We start from the raw sequence: 18,422 nt of genomic DNA on the forward strand, positions 1-18,422 counted from the left end.
ATGCTCTGAAGCGGAACTGTGGATGGTGAACCGGACAGGGCGGAAGGAAAGGAGAACGGCCATGCTGCAGGAACAGGAACAAAGGCATGTATATTATGATCGGGATCTGGATATTGAGGCTTATAATCTGAGCGGTATTGTCCAGAAATTTCCCAATCATTTTCATGAATATTATGTGATTGGCTTTATTGAGGGAGGAAAGCGCCATCTGTGGTGCAAGGGGAAGGAGTATGATACGTCGGCGGGGGATCTGATTTTGTTCAATCCCAGGGATAATCATTACTGCGCGCCTGTAAACGGGGAGCTTTTAGACTACCGGGCGGTGAATATCAAGCCGGAGGTGATGTCGCGGGCGGTGAAGGAAATTACGGGCGAGGCTTATATGCCTTATTTTACGGAAACTGTGGTCTATAAGAGCGATATTGCGCAGTCCGTACAGGATCTTTACCGGGCGGTGCTGAATGATGCGCCTTTGCTGGAAAAGGAGGAGAACCTGTTTTTCCTGCTGGACCAGATTCTCAGGGAGTATGCGTCCGATTTTGAATCGGCGGATGTGCTGCGTCCGAACCGGCAAATCCAGAGCCTGTGCCAATACATGGAGGAGCATTTTGCAGAAAACGTGACGCTGGATGATCTGCTTTCCATGACGGATTTCGGGAAATCCTATCTGCTTCGTTCCTTTACCAGGCAGACCGGGGTGTCGCCTTACCGGTATCTTCAGACGATCCGGCTGGACAAGGCGAAGCGCTTCCTGGAGGAAGGGATTGCGCCTATTGATGCGGCAGGGATGGCCGGATTTTCGGATCAGAGCCATTTTACCCACTTTTTTAAGGAGTTTATCGGGCTGACGCCCAAGCAGTACCAGCGTATTTTTCAGGATAAGGAAAAAGACAGCAATGAGACAGGAGAGGGCGAAGATGAAACAAAGTGATATGAAAGGGCATTTGGCGGCGTTTGTAACGATTTTTATCTGGGGGACCACATTTATTTCCACCAAGGTGCTGCTGAAGAGCTTCAGCCCCATTGAGATACTTTTTATCCGTTTCCTGATAGGCTATGCCACGCTGTGGCTCGTATATCCACATCAGTTGAAGCCTGCGGAGAAAAAACAGGAATTGTGCTTTGCGGCAGCGGGACTTTGCGGCGTTACGCTTTATTATTTAATGGAAAACATGGCGCTGACGTATACGCTGGCCTCCAACGTGGGGGTGATTATTTCCATAGCGCCATTTTTTACGGCGATTTTCAGCTTCTTCCTGCGCAAGGGGGATAAGCCGGGAAAAAGATTTTTCCTGGGCTTTGTGATGGCCATGGCCGGAATCTGCCTCATCAGCGGCAGCAGCGGAGCGGCCCTTTCCCTGAACCCTCTGGGGGATGTCCTTGCCATAGGCGCTGCCATTATATGGGCGGTCTACTCTTTGCTTACCAGAAAAATCGGGGATTTCGGCTACCATGTGGTGCAGGCGACCAGAAGGACCTTTTTCTACGGGCTTATTTTTATGATCCCTGTTCTTTTCCTCATGGATTTCCACGTGGAGGCCGCACAGCTTATGCAGCTGTCCAATCTGGGCAATCTGCTGTTTCTGGGGCTGGGAGCCTCGGCGCTTTGCTTTGTAACCTGGAATTATGCGGTCAGGGCGCTGGGAAGCGTGAAAACCAGCGTGTACATTTATATGGTTCCGGTCATTACCGCGGTGACCTCGGCGCTGATACTGGGAGAGAAAATAACCGCAGCCTCCGCCGTGGGCATCCTTCTGACGCTGGGCGGCCTGTTCCTGTCCCAGAAATGGGGGAAAGAAACGGCTAAGGATGCCGCGGAGGCGGCCGTACAGCCGGAAGGTGAGCAGCAGGCGCTGGAATAAAACAGAAAAGAAGGAAATGAGGACAGAAACGATGGAAGCTGAAAACAGAAAATGTGTAATGATACTGGATGAGGAGCTGCCTGCGGGTGTGCTTGCCAATGCGGCGGGAATCCTGGGGATGACGCTGGGAAAACAAATCCCGGAGGTAATCGGCCCGGACGTGCTGGATAAAAACGGAAGGGAGCACCTGGGAATCACCGCTTACCCCGTGCCGATCCTGAAAGCGGACAAGGAAAAGCTCAGGCAGATCAGGGAACAGCTTTATCAGCCGGAATTTGCAGAATGTGTGGCGGTTGATTTTTCCGATGTGGCGCAAAGCTGCAGGACCTATGATGAATTTATCAGCAGGGCCGCGGCGGCAAGAGAAGAGGATATCACCTATCTGGGCATCGGCATCTGGGGAACGAAAAAGCAGGTAAACCGGCTGACAGGGAGCCTGCCGCTGCTGCGATAGGGCAGTTTTTAAACATGCCTGAGCCGGTTTGTGAAACATAACCATATTTTTCCAGAGAACACCTGAAAATTTATTGGCAAAAAGGGATGAAAAAAGAACCCTGATTTGTTATACTATAACGTGAGGGCAGAGGGACAACCTCTGTGACAAGGAACAGCAACGGAAATTTACAGGTGCGCAGATAAATATGATAAAGTTAAAATATATGACCATGGTTCTTCTATGCAGTCTGTGTATGGCAGTGCTGCCGGCCTGCGGGACAGGTAAGCAGGAGAATATCGACCAGGGCATGAAGCTGATTGAGCAGCTGAATTATGAGGAAGCGCTGAAGTGTTTTGATGCGGCGCTGCTGAATAAGGAGGATGCAAGGCTTTCCTACCGGGGACAGGGACTTGCCTATATGGGGCTTACTGAATACGACAAGGCGGCGGAGTATCTGGAAAAGGCGCTCAGCTACAGTGACTTTAATGTGGAGCAGATGGATTTTGATATCAATTATTATCTGGCCACTGCTTATTACAAGCTGGGTGAGCTTGACAAGGCCAAGGCCGTCTACGATTCGATTACGGCGCTTCGCCCCAAGGAAAAAACGGCGTATTACCTGAAAGGGGTCATCGAGATCGAACAGGGTGACCAGGAGGCGGCGAAAGCTGACTTTGACAAGGCGGTGGAAATTGAGCCGCAGGATTACGACATGCGGATTAACATTTTCTGCAGCTGTGCGGAAAACGGGCTGCAGGAGCTGGGAGAAGGGTATCTGCAGACGGTTCTTGACAACGACGATAAGAAGCTGAGTGATTATAACCGGGGCAGGATGAGCTTTTACCTGGGAGATTACAACAGCGCGAGGAACAGCCTGGAAAAGGCAAAGGATTCCAACGCCGGTGTGGATGTGGTAAGCCTGCTGGGACAGACCTATGAAAAGCTGGGCGATTATAATTATGCGGCAAGTGTGTACAGCAATTACCTGAGCAATACGCCGGACGCGCAGATATATAACCAGCTGGGGCTGTGCGATTTGAAAATCGGTGAGTACGAAGCGGCGCTGAATGCCTTTCAGGCGGGGATTGCAATTGAGGGCAACGAGCTGATGCAGGTGCTCAAATTTAATGAAATTGTGGCGTACGAATATCTGGGAGATTTTAAACAGGCAACCGTACTGATGCAGAAATATATCAGTACCTATCCGGATGACGCAAAGGCCCAGAGAGAGTACGAATTCCTTCAGACACGGTAAAATATTCAGACACCGGAGAACGCCTCCGGTGTCATTTCGCACTACATTTATGTCAAGATTTTACCACTAATACAATATGTTGTGTTGTCCATTGACTTCACCTGGGAATGGTGATACAATGATTCCAACGCCCGATAAGGGGGCAAGTGTTCATCCGGAAAGGATGGACACTTGCTATTTTTAAGCATAAAGGACTGATGAACATGTTAAAGGAAAGCAGTAAAATCACAGAGGGGGAAGCAATATGTTCCATGTAATTAAGAGAAACGGCGATACGGCAGACTTTACGCTCACTAAGATCAATGATGTCATTATGAAGGCATTTAACGCCACAGGTATGGAATTCAGCAACGACATTATTGATTTGCTGGCGCTGCGTGTTACCGCAGATTTTCAGGATAAAGTAAAGGACTCAGCGGTGCATGTGGAGGATATCCAGGACAGCGTGGAAAAGATTCTGGAGCAGGCGGGCTATACAGAAGTAGCCAAGGCTTATATCCTTTACCGCAAGCAGCGTGAGAAAATGCGTAATATGAAGTCCACTATCCTGGATTACAAGGACGTAGTGAACAGCTATGTGAAGGTAGAAGACTGGCGCGTGAAGGAAAATTCCACCGTCACCTACTCGGTGGGAGGTCTTATTTTAAGCAACTCCGGCGCTGTAACTGCAAATTACTGGCTTTCTGAAATATATGACGAGGAAATTGCCGAGGCACACAGGAATGCGGACATCCATATCCATGATCTTTCCATGCTTACCGGATATTGCGCGGGCTGGTCCTTAAAGCAGCTGATCACCGAAGGCCTGGGCGGAATCACCGGGAAAATCACTTCGGCTCCTGCGGCACATCTTTCCGTGCTCTGCAACCAGATGGTTAACTTCCTGGGAATCATGCAGAACGAATGGGCGGGTGCGCAGGCTTTTTCTTCCTTTGATACCTACCTTGCCCCTTTTGTGAAGGCTGACAACCTGACCTATCCGGAAGTGAAGAAATGCATTGAATCCTTTATTTACGGGGTCAATACCCCCAGCCGCTGGGGAACGCAGGCGCCCTTCTCCAACATCACGCTGGACTGGACCGTGCCGGATGACCTGGCGGAGCTTCCTGCCATCGTGGGCGGCAAAGAAATGGATTTCAAATACAAGGACTGCAAGCCGGAGATGGATATGGTGAACAAGGCTTTCATCGAAATCATGATCGAAGGCGACGCCAACGGCAGAGGCTTCCAGTATCCGATTCCCACCTACTCCATTACCAGGGATTTTGACTGGTCCGATACAGAAAACAACAGGCTCCTTTTTGAAATGACTGCTAAGTACGGCACCCCGTATTTCAGTAATTATATCAATTCCGACATGCAGCCCAGCGACGTGCGCTCCATGTGCTGCCGTCTCCGCCTGGATCTGCGTGAGCTGAGAAAGAAAACAGGCGGATACTTCGGCTCCGGCGAGAGCACCGGAAGCGTGGGCGTGGTTACTATTAATATGCCCCGTATTGCCTATCTGGCCGCTGATAAAGAAGATTTTTACAGACGTCTGGATAAGATGATGGATATTTCCGCCCGTTCCCTGAAAATCAAGAGACAGGTGATCACCAGGCTGCTGAATGAAGGCCTGTATCCTTATACAAAGAGATATCTTGGAAATTTTGACAATCATTTTTCAACCATCGGCCTCATCGGAATGAACGAGGTCGGCCTGAATGCGAACTGGCTGCGTGAGGATATGTCCAGCAAACATACGCAGGATTTTACCAAGGAAGTGCTGAACCATATGAGGGAACGCCTTGCCGACTATCAGGAGGAGTACGGTGATCTTTACAATCTGGAAGCAACTCCTGCAGAAAGCACCACCTACCGTCTGGCAAAGCATGACAGGAAAAGATGGCCCGGAATCAAAACCGCAGGAAATCAGGGAGATACGCCTTATTACACCAATTCCTCCCATCTTCCGGTTGACTATACCGTTGATATTTTTGACGCGCTGGATATCCAGGATGAAATCCAGACGCTTTACACCTCAGGCACCGTATTCCATGCGTTCCTGGGCGAGAAGCTTCCCGACTGGAAGGCGGCGGCCAACCTGGTGAGGACCATTGCTTTAAATTACAAGCTTCCTTATTATACCCTGTCACCCACCTACTCCATCTGTTCTGAGCATGGTTATCTTACCGGCGAACAGAAGGTGTGCCCGAAGTGCGGCAGGGTAACAGAGGTCTGGAGCCGTATTACCGGCTACTACCGTCCCGTGCAGAACTGGAACGACGGAAAGGCACAGGAATTTACCAACAGAACGGAATATGATCTGTCCAGATCCGAACTGAAGCATTCCTCCGCGGTGGTTACCCTGGCGGATTACGAGAAGAATGCCGCTATAAAGGCGGAGTCTGCGGATGATGTGAAATATCTCTTTACCACGAAGACCTGCCCCAACTGTAAGCTGGCGAAGGAATATCTGAAGGATGAAAGCTATATTCTGATCGATGCGGAAGAAAATGCGGAGCTGGCCGGCAAATACGGCGTGATGCAGGCGCCTACCCTGGTTGTGGTGAACGGGGAAGAGTATCGTAAGATTATCAATGCATCCAATATTAAGAAATATTCGGAGCAGAAGAATGTGGTGAACGCATAGGACTCCTTCTGCCCTGTATGGAATTAAAAAGAAAAGCTGTTGTTTCCTGCCCGTAGTTACGGTAAGGGGATGGCGGCTTATCTTTTTTTGTTATAAAATAGAAGGTAACTGTTCAGTATCTTACAGTTACGATAGAAGCATCAAAAGCGGGAAAGAGGAGGAACGTATATGAAGCTTTATATGCCAACCAAAGTTTATAATGAAAAGAACTGTGTGGAAAACCACAGCCGCGAACTGGCTGCGCTGGGGACAAAAGCCCTGATAGTGACCGGAAAGCATTCCTCACGGATCAACGGCTCTCTGGAGGATGTGAAGGGCGCGTTAGAAAGAGAGAGGATACCTTATGTTATTTTTGATGAAATAGAAGAGAATCCTTCCGTGGAAACGGTGATGAAGGCGAGGGCGCTGGGAGTCAGCGAGGGTGCGGATTTTGTCATCGGCGTGGGCGGCGGTTCTCCCATGGATGCTTCCAAGGCCATTTCACTGATGATGGCGAACCCGGAGCATGATGAGAGGCTTCTGTACACCAAAGTGCAGACCTCCGCGGACGGCCCGGTCAGGGAGGCATTTCCGGTGGCTGAGGTGCCCACCACGGCAGGAACCGGTTCCGAGGTGACGCCTTATGCCATTCTGACGAAAAATGTGCTTCCGGATATTGTGCTTACCACGGTTCCCCTGGAAAAGGACCGGGAGGCCTTTGCCCATCTGGAAAAACGGACGAAGCAAAGCATCAGCCATCATATTTTCCCGGCGCTGGCCCTTGTGGATGTAACTTATCTTCAGACGGCCTCCCGCACCGGCTGCATCAATACGGCGGTGGACACACTGGCCCATCTGATAGAAAGCCACCTGAATACCAACAGTACGGAATACAGCAGGATATACAGTGAAATGGGGTTACGGACCTGGGCGAAAATCAAGGATAAGCTGCTGCGTTTTGAAATCGGTGAAGAAGAGCGCCAGGCGCTTATGCGTGCCTGCACGTTGGGCGGCATGGCAATTGCCCATACCGGAACGAGCCTGCCGCATGGACTGAGCTATCCCATTACCACTGAAATGGGAGTGCCTCACGGCAAGGCAGTGGGTATCTTCCTGCCCGGCTTTATCCGGAACTATGGAAATCAGGAGGAAGCAATGAAGGTGCTGTACCTGCTGGATTTCGGCGGAGAGCAGACCTTCTGCGAATATATCAGGCAGCTGCTGGGAGAGGTGGCGATATCAGAGGAGCTGTGGGAAAGAACGATGGATGAGGTGCTGGCCAATCCGGCGAAGCTGAAGAACTATCCGTTTATGCTCGATCGGGAAAAACTGCAGGGATACCGGTAGATTTTACCTGGTTTTACATACTTTTTGCGTGAACACGTCAATAGATTTAAGGTTGGCTCTTTATAATGAACCTGTCGATTGTACATACTACAATATGGAAGGAGATTATGAAGAGAGTGAAAAAGAAATTGGTTTCGTTATTGATGACAGGAATGCTGCTGGCGGGTGCGCTTACCGGGTGTTCGGGAGCGGGCGCATCGCCGGAGGCTCCGAGTGAGGCGGGCAGCGAAACGGTGCCGGGGACGCAGGCTGTGGGGGATATTCAGGCTGTGGAGGATATTCAGACTGCGGCAGGCGCGTCGGCGGTTGAACAGGTTGGGGCGCAGGACTCTGTGCAGGCGGGAGCGCCTAAGTATGTGTTCCTTTTTATCGGGGATGGGATGAGTTATCCTCAGGTGCAGCTGACCAATTATTTTTTGAGCGCTTCCCAGGCGGACGCGGGGAAAACGGTCGCTGTGGACGGGGAGGAAAAGACGATCCTGCAGAGTAAAAATCATCTGGCCATGATGGATTTCCCGGTGGCCGGATCCGCGCAGACCTTTGACAGCACCTCCTTTGCACCGGATTCCGCATCTACGGCGACCTCCATAGCCACGGGCAAAAAGACCTGGAGCGGAAGCATCAATGTAAGTGAGGATTTTACGCAGACCTATGAAACGATTGCGGAAAAGCTGAAAGCACAGAAGGATTATAAAATCGGCGTGCTGTCCACGGTAAATTTAAACCATGCCACGCCTGCCGCATTTTATGCGCATCAGGCGTCCAGAAGCAGCTATTATGACATCGGCCTGGAGCTGATTGAGAGCGGCTTTGATTATTTTGCCGGAGGAGGCCTTTTGCAGACAACCGGCAAAAATGAGGATCAGGAGGATCTTTACACACTGGCGGAAAACGCAGGCTACCAGGTGGTAAAAACACAGGCGGAGGCGGAAGCGCTGGGCGCGGACAGCGGAAAGGTCATCGTTATCGACGAACATCTGGCAGACAGCAGCGCCATGTCCTATGAGCTGGATCGCGGGCAGGAGGAATGGGCGCTTGCTGATTATGTGGAAAAAGGCATTGAGGTGCTGGATAATGAAACTGGCTTTTTCATGATGGTGGAAGGCGGAAAAATCGACTGGGCCTGCCATGCCAACGACGCCGCTTCCACAATTACGGATACCATTGCCCTGGATAATGCGGTGGAGAAAGCCGTGGAATTCTATGAGCAGCATCCGGAGGAAACCCTCATCATCGTCACCGGGGATCATGAAACCGGCGGTTTGACCATCGGCTTTGCGGGAACGGATTATGATACCTTTTTAAAGAATTTTGAAAACCAGAAAATCTCCTATGCAAAATTTGATTCCGACTATGTATCTGTTTACAAGGAAAATAAAACGGATTTCGCGCAAGTCATGCTGGATGTGACAGAGCTGTTCGGCCTGCAGGCGCCTGCCGGGGAAGGAAGCAGCGCCACACAGCAAAAGGACAGCGCAGATTTGCATCCGGAATCAGGAAATGACGGCGCCCTGGTCATGACGGATTATGAATACGGGCTTCTTAAAGGTGCTTACGAAACGACCATGTCCCGCACCGGGGAGGAAGAGGAGTTCGCGCAGGACGAATATATCCGTTACGGCAGCTACGAACCGCTGACCGTAACCATCACTCATATTCTTAATAACAAGAGCGGCGTAAATTTTGGCTCCTATGCCCATACAGGGCTTCCCGTGGAAGTGCTGGTTAAGGGAACCGGAGCGGACAGCTTTGACGGCTACTATGATAATACGGATATTTATAACCGTCTGGCCGCCCTGTCAGGAGTGGAATGATGAAAATAATGTCTTTTTTCAAAAGGCAGAATTCCGTAGTACTTACCACAATTTTCGGACTGATAGTCATCGGTATCCTCATATGCCTTCCCACAGGCTATGAGGATGCCCTTATTTATCAGGGGACGGAGCGCGCCGTGGGCAAGGTAGTGGGTACGGATAATTCTGCGATTATTACTTCAGGCCTGATCCAGTCCGGCGAACAGCTGTGCACCCTGGAAATCGGGAACGGAATTTTTGCGGGGCAGACCCTGGAGGGCGTGAATTTCCTCAGCGGTTCCCTGGAAAAGGATAAAATTTTTAAAACAGGGGATCGCGCCCTGCTTACCATAAGCTACAAAGGGCAGGAAATAAAATCCGTAATCCTGTCGGATCATTACCGGCTGGACAAGGAGTTTATCCTTCTGGCGGTTTTCGCCGTATTCCTGGTGGTTTTTGCAGGAAAAATCGGGTTTCAGGCGATTCTTTCCTTTTTTATTACCATATTAATGATATGGAAGGTTCTTGTTCCCTGCTATCTGAAGGGCTGTTCCCCGGTCTGGACAGGCATCGCCATCACGGCTGTTCTCACTGCCATTATCATCTTTTTTGTATACGGCCCGGACAAACGTACCCTGTCCGCAGTCCTGGGCGCGCTTCTCGGCGTAGCCACCACCTGTATACTGGGAATCCTGTTTACGGATCTGTTTAAAATCCACGGCGCGGTCATGACAAGCTCCGAATCCCTCCTTTACAGTGGCTACCAGGATCTTGATCTGACCTCTATTTTTATGGCGAGTATTTTTATCGGCGCTTCCGGCGCCATGATGGACCTGGCTGTTGACATTACCTCGGCCGTATACGAGGTCATTTCCAAAAAGCCGGATATCCTGCCCGCGGAAGCAGTTCTGTCAGGCCTGCGCGTGGGCCGCGCAGCCATGGGCACCATGACGACTACCCTTCTTCTCGCCTATTCCGGCGGCTATATTTCCCTCCTCATGGTTTTCATGGCCCAGGGAACCCCCATCGATCACATCCTGAACTATAAATATGTGGCCGCCGAAGTCCTGGATACCGTGGTAGGCAGCTTCGGCCTGGTAACCGTTGCTCCCTTCACCGCCCTCATGGCAGGCCTGCTCCTGACAAGAAAAAAAGGCAGCATGCCATCTTAAACTTCTGCTTTTCCTGTCCCTCAAACATAAGCTGTGTGTTCCATCCGGCCAACTAATCTCTTGTGCGATACCTGTAAATATGTTACAATTCTCATAACTGTTCAGCAGGTCAGCGCATTTACTGCGTTGACCGTAAGAAAGTGATTCAAGAGTGCTAAAATCCATCGCCAAAGGCGATTTAGGATGGATTTTAGCAGTAACTGTGAGGGGTACTGAACAGTTACAAATTCTCATAACTGTTCAGCAGGCCGGACAACGGTAGACGAACCGCTTCCGGGCGGTTCTGTTTTTGCGGACAAAAGAAGCTTCGTTCGTAACTGTGAGGGTACCACGCAGTTACCTTCGTTTAATATCTATAATGGAAAGGAACGAATGTATTATGATTAACAAGCTTGTGGAAAAGATAAAAAAGACCAATGCGCCCATCGTTGTGGGGCTGGATCCGATGTTGAAGTACATCCCGGAGCAGATTCAGAAGCGGGCCTTTGAGGAGTACGGAGAGACCTTAAAGGGAGCGGGAGAGGCCATCTGGCAGTACAACAAGGGGATTGTGGATGCGGTTTACGACCTGATTCCCGCGGTGAAGCCTCAGATCGCCATGTATGAGCAGTTCGGGATCGAAGGCATGATCGCTTACCAGAAAACCGTGGATTACTGTAAGGAAAAGGATCTGGTGGTTATCGGCGATATCAAGCGCGGCGACATCGGTTCCACCTCGGAAGCCTATGCCGTGGGGCATCTGGGCAGAGCGAAGGTGGGAAGCAGCCGTCTGTCCGGCTTCGGAGAGGATTTTGCCACCGTGAACCCCTATCTTGGTTCCGACGGCGTGAAGCCCTTCATCGATGTGTGCAGGGAAGAGAAAAAGGGTATTTTTGTTCTGGTAAAGACCTCTAATCCCAGCAGCGGCGAATTCCAGGACAGGCTCATTGACGGCCGCCCGCTCTATGAGCTGGTGGGTGAGAAGGTTGCCCAGTGGGGGGAGGAAGCCATGGGAGATTCCTACAGCTATGTAGGCGCTGTCGTGGGCGCAACCTATCCTGAAATGGGAGCGGTCCTCCGTAAAATTATGCCCAAGGCATACATCCTGGTTCCCGGCTATGGCGCGCAGGGAGGAAAAGGCGCTGATCTGCTTCCTTTCTTCAATGAAGACGGGCTGGGCGCTATCGTGAATTCCTCCAGGGGAATCATCGCGGCATATCAGCAGGAAAAATATGCGCAGTTTGGCGCCGCCAACTATGCGGACGCATCCAGGCAGGCAGTGCTTGATATGATTGACGATATCTCCACTGCGCTGGGAACAAAATAATCATAATACGTTTGGAAAAAAGAAGCCCAAAAGGCGGAAGGTGAGGCAGAAATGGAACAGTATAAGCAGGAATTTATAGATTTTATGATTGCAAGTGATGTTTTGAAGTTCGGTGATTTTACGCTTAAGAGCGGCAGAAAATCCCCGTTTTTCATGAATGCCGGCGCATATGTGACAGGAACGCAGCTCCGTAAGCTGGGGGAATATTACGCAAAGGCGATTCATGACAACTACGGGCTGGATTTTGACATCCTCTTCGGGCCCGCCTACAAGGGCATCCCGCTGTCCGTTGCCACCACAATGGCGATCAGCGAGCTGTACGGAAAGGATATCAGATACTGCTCCAACCGGAAGGAAGTAAAGGATCACGGCGATACTGGCATCCTTCTGGGAAGCAAAATGAAGGACGGCGACAGAGTGGTTATCATCGAGGATGTAACCACCTCCGGCAAATCCATCGAGGAAACCTTCCCCATCATCAAGGCCCAGGCCGATGTTGAAATCAAGGGACTGATCGTTTCCCTCAACCGCTGCGAGCGTGGAAAGGGAGAAAAGAGCGCGCTCCAGGAAATCCAGGAGCTGTACGGCTTTCCCGCAAATGCGATCGTAAGTATGGAAGAAGTGGTGGAATATCTGTATAATAAACCTCATGACGGCAAGATTATAATTGACGATGCCATGAAAGCGTCAATTGATGCATATTATGCGCAGTATGGAGTGAAATAGGTTACTGAAGGGCTGCAAAACAGGAGGACATCATATGGATGAAAAAATTTACAGAACCATGAAAGGCACCGGGGCCATGAATATCGTCCTGGGAATCATTGCCATGGTAACAGGGATTGTCAGCGGAACTTTGCTGATTATCGGCGGCGCGAAGCTGCTGTCCGGAAAATCGAAGATTATTTTCTGATTTTACAGGGTGTCTTTTGTGCGGCGGCCGGAGGAGGAAGCTTATTTTCCCGGCAGCAGCACGGGGCACCCTTTGACAGCTCCCGGAGTGGGTTTGTAAATTCATTCACAGGGAAAACGGAGGAAGCAGATGGGACGTAAATATATTTTTACGAACAAGAAAGAGTCAAAAAAAGGGATCATGTCCGCAGTGCTGGGGATAATTGCCCTTGTATCCCTGTTTTTGGCCGTGTATGAAACCTTCAGGAATCAGGGGCAGGCGCTGGTGAAATACGGAGTGGCTGCTTTATTCGCGCTGCTTTTTGCGTTGGCCGGAATCGTATTAGGTATCATGTCTAAAATGGAAGAGGACAGATTTTATCTTTTCTCTTATCTGGGGATCATCCTGAACCTGCTGGCAATTGCGGGGATTGGATTTATCATTTATGCAGGAGTGTATGGAATATGAGTGAGAATAAAAAAGAAGCGGTGCAGGATGAAATGCTGGCGGAACGTTTTGCACTGAGCTGTGAACGAATTGCACAGATTTTGCAGGAAGAGGCCGTGGACGCCGCGTTCAGGGATTATTTTGTACGCACGGCGGGCCTGATTGATCTGTTTGTACAGGAATTCCATTATGTTGCGGACGGAAATCTGGAAAAAGCGGGAATGGAGGAGCTCAGGGAGCATAACCGCCGTCTGTATGAGGATATCCTTCCTGAAAATTATGGAAAAAGCTACGCTAACCCGTCTTTTGCCGCCGCCCGCCTGGGAAAGGAATTCGGACAGATGCTCTCCTTCCTGGCTGCGGAGCTGCGCAGCCTGATCGCCTTTGCTTATGAGCAGGATGTGGAATCCATGGTGATCCGGATGGAGCTGTTTTTGGAGGTTTATCACGCTTTTGTTTCAGCGGCGGAGGAGGGTGTCAGCCCCAGGGCAGAGGAAATCAGGGATATGATTTACTGGTTTGCCAGCGACTATTCCGAAACCATGCTGGAAAAAAATATGCGCTCCACCTTCGACTGGAAGGAGGATTTCGCACTGCGCATCATTATGGACAGTGACTTGCAGGATCTGCGTTATCTTTACCGTTTCGGGGAATATGTAACGGAAAATGAGCTGCGGATGGCCCGTTATGTGAATAGCCTGCCGGAGGAAAAGATCGCCCTCATGGCGGATACCTATACGGAGGGCTACCGCATCGGCTTTGAGGTGACCGGCAAGGATATCGGGAAGAAAAAATCGGTGAATATCCGGTATTTCCTCGGCTTTGAACGTGTTGTGCGGAAAGCTGTGGAAAATTTTGCAGGGATTGGGCTGGAATCCGTAATATACCGGGCGCCCGCCAGCTTCCTGGAGGGCAGAAAGCTGAGCAAGAACGGGTATTACGGCGCCTGCGCCAATAAACAGTTTGAATACGATCATGAATATGATCAGGCGCTGTACTATGACAAAAAATATGTGCATCACCGTCTGGAAAATTACCGAAATGCTCTGGAAAGCGTGAAGGAGCTGGCGGCCGTACACGGCGGTCCTGCGGTGATTGAAGAATTCGGCGGCATTCCCTTTGAACCGGAAAGCAAGGAAGAAAATCTGCGCCTGAATGAGGAACAGCAGAAGCTGGCGGTGGAATTCCAGTCCGCGGCGGGTGCGCTGATGAATGAATATGTAAAGGGAGAAGAGCGCAGCTTTACGATTATCGCTTTCCCTGTGCCGGAAATCGGGGACAATTTCGAAGAGATTTTCGACGGCGTGCTGCGCATCAACACGCTGGATTATACCCTGTATCAGGGCATTCAGCAGAAAATCATCGACACGCTGGATAAGGCGGCATATGTCCGCATCAAAGGCTGCGGCGTCAACAGGACGGATCTGAAAGTGGTACTTCACAGGCTGGAAAACCCGGAGAAGGAAACCAACTTTGAGAACTGTGTGGCCGACGTGAATATCCCTGTGGGAGAGGTTTTCACATCACCGGTGCTGGCGGGTACGCAAGGGAAGCTTCATGTTTCCAAGGTTTATCTGAACGGGCTGAAGTACCTGAACCTGGAGATTGATTTTAAGGATGGCATGATTGCGGATTACAGCTGTACCAATTTTGACACGCCGGAGGAAAACCGGAAGTTTATCCGGGAAAACGTGCTTCACCATCATGATACGCTGCCCATGGGTGAATTTGCCATCGGTACCAACACTACGGCGTATGTATTTGCCGATAAATACGATATCGGGGATAAGCTGCCGATCCTGATTGCGGAGAAGATGGGTCCTCATTTCGCCGTAGGCGACACCTGCTATTCCCATGAGGAAGAGCTTACAACCTTCAATCCGGACGGAAAGCGTCTGATTGCCAAGGAAAATGAAGTATCAGCCCTGCGCAGTGAGGATCTGGGCAAGGCTTATCTGAACTGCCATACGGACATTACGATTCCCTATGATGAGCTGGGTGAGCTTACGGCCGTAGACGGCGGCGGACAGGAATATGTGATTATCCGCGACGGCCGTTTTGTGCTGGAGGGCTGTGAGGAGCTGAACAAGGCGTTTGAGGACGGGCTGTAAAAAACGTAACGTAACAGTTCCGGATGGCAGAGCCTTTCAGGAAGATGTGTCCTCCTGAACTGTTATAAATGAACTGATAAAAAAGCAGCGCATCGTTTGTGATGAGCTGCTTTTGTCTGTATTACCATTCGAAGCCGCAATGCCCGCAGTGCCATTGTTTCTTCCCTTTCCTTGAAAATAAACCAAGGAAGCCGCCGCCGGAAGATATTTTCTGAATTTGCCCGGAACCACAGTTGGGACAAGATGGCATCTGGCTCTGATTCCCTCTGGCATTCTGATATTGTCCCGGGTGCAGTCTCTGATTGCATGTTTCTTCACTGAACATTTCATCATTTTCAAGAAAGGTTTTCCGGATAAAATCCGCGACGTTCTGTTCTGTTGACGGCAAGCCGCCGGATTGTTCCAGATATTCATTATACATGTCGGTAAAATCAGGGGTAAGAATATCCGAATACCGGATTTTTGTTCCGCAGAATTCACACCTGTCTATTCCTTTTTTGAGTGCATCGGATTTCGGATAATACTTGGCACATTTGGGGCAGTATCCCTGGACATCTAAATCAGGCCTTAAGTTATTTCCCCAGCGGGAGGCCATTTCCCAGTTAAATTCCGGACCGTTTCTGACTCTTTCCATTTCCTCCCGGACGATGGACTCTTTGTCAGCACTTTCCATTTTCATCCATTTCTCTTTGCGTGCCAGCAGCTTTATCTTTCCGCCGCATTTTCCGCATGTGGGATATCCACTCTGCTTTGTTGTGTTTTCAATCCGGCTTTTGGTAGTAAAAAGGAAACTGCCGCAGCTTTCGCAAACAGAGAAAAATTCCGTTCCCGGTGTCACATCGGGAGCATTTAACTCATCTGCCGGGCTATCACCGCTTTTGTCTGTGTTGATGGGATAACCGCAGTGGATACATGCGGGCGCCTGATCTGAAATCTCTTTGCCGCATTCCGGGCATTTAACAAGTGGCATAAAGTACCCCTCCTTAGTCATAAATGTAGTAATTTCATTATAGCATACAGGTAATACTATGTCATTTATTTTCGGCGGCAGCAGCTGGCTTTAGGGGGCTTTGGCCTATTTTTGCGGATATTTCTCATTCATTTTCTCTGTGACCCTTTGCGTGATTTTATCCTCCAGGGCATTCAGCTCATCCTCACTGAGCATGCCTGCTGATTCAATATCCTTCACATAGTACTGGGCCGCCTCTTTCGACAGGGTGACGATATACTTAATCTGTCCGGAGGAGTCTCTTAAAACCGATAAATCAACAGTACCTTCTTGATCCTGCCATGCTGTATAATAATAATTTTCGCTTTCATTCTTATCGACAAACAGCCTTACTCTTTGTCCGTTAAAGTACATGATTTTTTTATCCGCATTCAGGGTAATCCCAAAAGGTGCATAGCTGTCAAATTTATTTTCCTTAGGGGCGGGTTCGCTGTTTACTTCGTCATCGCTGTTATCTGAATTTATTTCACTTTTAATATCGTCTTTAAAAAATGCGGCCCGGATCTTTTGGGCTTCATCCTCGGCCAGGGTACTCAGGCCGGAAATTTTCCCGGAGGAATTGTACGCAGCGCGCAGGTTAACCGTACCCTCCTCATCATAGTAAAAAGCCTGGCCGTCAGCGTATTCATCCACAAAAAGCTTTACCTTCTGCCCATTATAGAGAAGCTTCTTTCCATCCTCTGAGATGGAAAGGCCCATGGAGAAATACTTTCCATAAATTTCGGGAGTGGGCTGGAACCTGTAGCCATAAGAAAAGCTTTCCTGGGTATAGATAGCTTTGGGAGCGTTATCCGCATCCTCATTGGCGGCAGAGGCAAACCCGGTTCCAAAGGTGAGCAGCAGTACGCCACAGAGGACGGCAATGCCTGTTTTTTTGCTTCGTGTGTCCATGATGGAAAATATTCTTTTTTTCATGCCTTTTTTACCTCCGTAAAAATTAGTTGCCAGTGCGGTTTTCAGATTCGACTGGTATCTGACCACGCCTATGATTGTTTCGCTGTAATGGAGCCGCGTATCGGCATCCGTCCTGTCCACCACTTCGGAATCGCAGGATATTTCACACTGTATGTTAATGGCTTTTGCAATCAGATACACAAGCGGATTGAACCAGTGAACGGCGGTTGCGAGCAGTATGAGGCTTTTGTACCACAGATCCTTACGCTTATAGTGGACAAGCTCATGATAAAGGATAAAGCGAAGCTCATCTGCGGCAAAATGTATGTGGGGGAGAAGTATCCTGGGGTGGATAAAGCCTGTCAGCATCGGCGTGCCGGCACATTCACATTGGTAGAGGTCGATTTTACCGGAAATGCCGGCTTCTTTTCTGATATCCTGAAACAGCCTCAGGACTTCGGCATCCGTAATGGGATCGCTCCAGCGCTTTGTCATTTTGAGGAAGCGGCAGTGCTTTACCATATGGTAAATAAGGTATATAACCATTCCCGTTACCCATATAGCGGCGGCGGCCTGCCACCAGGTCAACGGCATGGCAGGAGAGGCCGGGGCAGGCAGAGAAGCTGCAGTGGGGGCAATGGGGGAGGTAAGCTGGGTACCGCTGCCTAACTGAATGGCAGGCATTGTTGTATCCGTGGATATTATTTTGACAAAAGGGTTCTTAAAACGGGGCCGGAAGGGGATAATGAGTCCGATTATGATAATCAGCCACGCATAGTACTGGCCCTTCGGGGAATAGCGCTCTGCCAGCAACGGAGTAACCGCCATATAGAATATGCCCAGCACCGACATGGTAACAGAACATATCAGCAGCGTTATTATAAAATTCTGCATTTCATCCCCTCCGTTCTTTTGCCCACCGGAGCAATTCATCAACATCCGCATCACTGAGAGCCTTATCGTTATAAAGCGTATTGACAAGGCCCAGGACAGAATTGTCATGGTATTGTTTTACAAAATTGCTTGTCTCAAACTTCAGGTATTCCTCTTTGCTCACCAGGGGGTAATAGGTGCGCTCCTTTCCCTGCTTCTCCGTGCTCAGAAAGCCCCTGTCCACAAGCCGGAGCATAAGCGAGATAACGGTCTGGGCTTTCCAGGCCCGCCCGTTGCCAAGCTGCTCCATGATGATATTTGTTGTAATCGGAGGTTCGTTTGCCCAGACTACTTTCATGATATCAAACTCCGCATCGGGCAGTTTTTTCATAGTATCCATAAATATCAGCTCCT

16 protein-coding genes are annotated in these 18,422 nt (G+C 49.9%); 13 read left to right on the top strand and 3 right to left on the bottom strand.

Annotated features, from left to right (window positions below):
* The first annotated feature begins 61 nt into the window (after positions 1-61).
* The 13 genes from HMPREF1548_RS20110 (at position 62) to HMPREF1548_RS20170 (ending at position 15,232) form a co-directional block, all read left to right on the top strand.
* Positions 62-931 carry an AraC family ligand binding domain-containing protein gene (locus HMPREF1548_RS20110; protein WP_035323125.1) on the top strand — a complete coding sequence of 290 codons (870 nt, stop codon included), beginning with the start codon at positions 62-64 and terminating at the stop codon, positions 929-931.
* Positions 918-1,862, top strand: a complete 945-nt coding sequence (locus HMPREF1548_RS20115) for a DMT family transporter (RefSeq protein ID WP_051358442.1) — start codon at positions 918-920, stop codon at positions 1,860-1,862. The genes HMPREF1548_RS20110 and HMPREF1548_RS20115 overlap by 14 nt, the downstream gene beginning before the upstream one ends.
* Before the next feature lie 31 nt (positions 1,863-1,893).
* Complete coding sequence (locus tag HMPREF1548_RS20120; RefSeq protein ID WP_025488916.1) at positions 1,894-2,316, top strand: DUF2000 domain-containing protein; 423 nt, start codon at positions 1,894-1,896, stop codon at positions 2,314-2,316.
* Between the two features lie 187 nt (positions 2,317-2,503).
* Positions 2,504-3,553 (top strand): tetratricopeptide repeat protein, encoded by a 1,050-nt coding sequence (locus tag HMPREF1548_RS20125; RefSeq protein ID WP_021638358.1) that lies wholly within the window; start codon positions 2,504-2,506, stop codon positions 3,551-3,553.
* A 244-nt stretch (positions 3,554-3,797) separates the two neighbouring features.
* Positions 3,798-6,185, top strand: coding sequence for a ribonucleoside triphosphate reductase (locus tag HMPREF1548_RS20130; protein WP_021638359.1), 2,388 nt, complete (start codon positions 3,798-3,800; stop codon positions 6,183-6,185).
* 168 nt (positions 6,186-6,353) lie between these two features.
* Complete coding sequence (locus HMPREF1548_RS20135; protein WP_021638360.1) at positions 6,354-7,511, top strand: iron-containing alcohol dehydrogenase family protein; 1,158 nt, start codon at positions 6,354-6,356, stop codon at positions 7,509-7,511.
* Positions 7,512-7,618: 107 nt separating this feature from the next.
* Positions 7,619-9,325 carry an alkaline phosphatase gene (locus tag HMPREF1548_RS20140; protein WP_035323021.1) on the top strand — a complete coding sequence of 569 codons (1,707 nt, stop codon included), beginning with the start codon at positions 7,619-7,621 and terminating at the stop codon, positions 9,323-9,325.
* Complete coding sequence (locus HMPREF1548_RS20145) at positions 9,325-10,476, top strand: YibE/F family protein (RefSeq protein WP_051358443.1); 1,152 nt, start codon at positions 9,325-9,327, stop codon at positions 10,474-10,476. The genes HMPREF1548_RS20140 and HMPREF1548_RS20145 overlap by 1 nt, the downstream gene beginning before the upstream one ends.
* A gap of 379 nt (positions 10,477-10,855) precedes the next feature.
* Positions 10,856-11,782: an orotidine-5'-phosphate decarboxylase gene (pyrF, locus tag HMPREF1548_RS20150; protein WP_035323022.1), complete on the top strand. Its 927-nt coding sequence runs from the start codon at positions 10,856-10,858 to the stop codon at positions 11,780-11,782.
* A gap of 51 nt (positions 11,783-11,833) precedes the next feature.
* Positions 11,834-12,508 carry an orotate phosphoribosyltransferase gene (pyrE, locus tag HMPREF1548_RS20155; RefSeq protein WP_021638364.1) on the top strand — a complete coding sequence of 225 codons (675 nt, stop codon included), beginning with the start codon at positions 11,834-11,836 and terminating at the stop codon, positions 12,506-12,508.
* 34 nt (positions 12,509-12,542) lie between these two features.
* A complete protein-coding gene (locus tag HMPREF1548_RS30095; protein ID WP_021638365.1) occupies positions 12,543-12,695 on the top strand; it encodes a hypothetical protein in 153 nt (50 codons plus the stop codon).
* A 129-nt stretch (positions 12,696-12,824) separates the two neighbouring features.
* Positions 12,825-13,142: a DUF6142 family protein gene (locus HMPREF1548_RS20165; RefSeq protein WP_021638367.1), complete on the top strand. Its 318-nt coding sequence runs from the start codon at positions 12,825-12,827 to the stop codon at positions 13,140-13,142.
* Positions 13,139-15,232 carry an aminopeptidase gene (locus HMPREF1548_RS20170; RefSeq protein WP_021638368.1) on the top strand — a complete coding sequence of 698 codons (2,094 nt, stop codon included), beginning with the start codon at positions 13,139-13,141 and terminating at the stop codon, positions 15,230-15,232. Before HMPREF1548_RS20165 ends, HMPREF1548_RS20170 begins: the two co-directional genes overlap by 4 nt.
* Positions 15,233-15,353: 121 nt before the next feature.
* On the opposite strand, the gene HMPREF1548_RS30650 is transcribed toward HMPREF1548_RS20170, so the two are convergent.
* The 3 genes from HMPREF1548_RS30650 to HMPREF1548_RS20185 all read right to left on the bottom strand — a co-directional run bounded on the left by HMPREF1548_RS30650 (position 15,354) and on the right by HMPREF1548_RS20185 (position 18,408).
* The gene (locus HMPREF1548_RS30650; protein WP_025488922.1) at positions 15,354-16,202 is read right to left on the bottom strand and encodes a zinc ribbon domain-containing protein; all 849 of its coding nucleotides are present in this window, start codon (positions 16,200-16,202) and stop codon (positions 15,354-15,356) included.
* A 105-nt stretch (positions 16,203-16,307) separates the two neighbouring features.
* Positions 16,308-18,029, bottom strand: a complete 1,722-nt coding sequence (locus HMPREF1548_RS20180) for a M56 family metallopeptidase (protein ID WP_021638370.1) — start codon at positions 18,027-18,029, stop codon at positions 16,308-16,310.
* A gap of 1 nt (position 18,030) precedes the next feature.
* Positions 18,031-18,408 (bottom strand): BlaI/MecI/CopY family transcriptional regulator, encoded by a 378-nt coding sequence (locus HMPREF1548_RS20185; protein WP_021638371.1) that lies wholly within the window; start codon positions 18,406-18,408, stop codon positions 18,031-18,033.
* Positions 18,409-18,422: the final 14 nt, after the last annotated feature.

Origin of the sequence: Clostridium sp. KLE 1755 (assembly GCF_000466465.2) — a bacterium.
GTDB lineage: Bacteria > Bacillota > Clostridia > Lachnospirales > Lachnospiraceae > Eisenbergiella > Eisenbergiella porci.

What these genes read in the sequence shown, in the direction of transcription:
- HMPREF1548_RS20135 (WP_021638360.1), top strand. Translation starts at nt 6,354, where the DNA reads ATGAAGCTTTATATGCCAACCAAAGTTTATAATGAAAAGAACTGTGTG.
- HMPREF1548_RS30095 (WP_021638365.1), top strand. Translation starts at nt 12,543, where the DNA reads ATGGATGAAAAAATTTACAGAACCATGAAAGGCACCGGGGCCATGAAT.
- HMPREF1548_RS20125 (WP_021638358.1), top strand. Translation starts at nt 2,504, where the DNA reads ATGATAAAGTTAAAATATATGACCATGGTTCTTCTATGCAGTCTGTGT.
- HMPREF1548_RS30650 (WP_025488922.1), bottom strand. Translation starts at nt 16,202, where the DNA reads ATGCCACTTGTTAAATGCCCGGAATGCGGCAAAGAGATTTCAGATCAG.
- HMPREF1548_RS20130 (WP_021638359.1), top strand. Translation starts at nt 3,798, where the DNA reads ATGTTCCATGTAATTAAGAGAAACGGCGATACGGCAGACTTTACGCTC.
- HMPREF1548_RS20145 (WP_051358443.1), top strand. Translation starts at nt 9,325, where the DNA reads ATGAAAATAATGTCTTTTTTCAAAAGGCAGAATTCCGTAGTACTTACC.
- HMPREF1548_RS20120 (WP_025488916.1), top strand. Translation starts at nt 1,894, where the DNA reads ATGGAAGCTGAAAACAGAAAATGTGTAATGATACTGGATGAGGAGCTG.
- HMPREF1548_RS20115 (WP_051358442.1), top strand. Translation starts at nt 918, where the DNA reads ATGAAACAAAGTGATATGAAAGGGCATTTGGCGGCGTTTGTAACGATT.
- HMPREF1548_RS20185 (WP_021638371.1), bottom strand. Translation starts at nt 18,408, where the DNA reads ATGGATACTATGAAAAAACTGCCCGATGCGGAGTTTGATATCATGAAA.
- HMPREF1548_RS20140 (WP_035323021.1), top strand. Translation starts at nt 7,619, where the DNA reads ATGAAGAGAGTGAAAAAGAAATTGGTTTCGTTATTGATGACAGGAATG.
- HMPREF1548_RS20170 (WP_021638368.1), top strand. Translation starts at nt 13,139, where the DNA reads ATGAGTGAGAATAAAAAAGAAGCGGTGCAGGATGAAATGCTGGCGGAA.
- pyrF (WP_035323022.1), top strand. Translation starts at nt 10,856, where the DNA reads ATGATTAACAAGCTTGTGGAAAAGATAAAAAAGACCAATGCGCCCATC.
- HMPREF1548_RS20110 (WP_035323125.1), top strand. Translation starts at nt 62, where the DNA reads ATGCTGCAGGAACAGGAACAAAGGCATGTATATTATGATCGGGATCTG.
- HMPREF1548_RS20165 (WP_021638367.1), top strand. Translation starts at nt 12,825, where the DNA reads ATGGGACGTAAATATATTTTTACGAACAAGAAAGAGTCAAAAAAAGGG.
- HMPREF1548_RS20180 (WP_021638370.1), bottom strand. Translation starts at nt 18,029, where the DNA reads ATGCAGAATTTTATAATAACGCTGCTGATATGTTCTGTTACCATGTCG.
- pyrE (WP_021638364.1), top strand. Translation starts at nt 11,834, where the DNA reads ATGGAACAGTATAAGCAGGAATTTATAGATTTTATGATTGCAAGTGAT.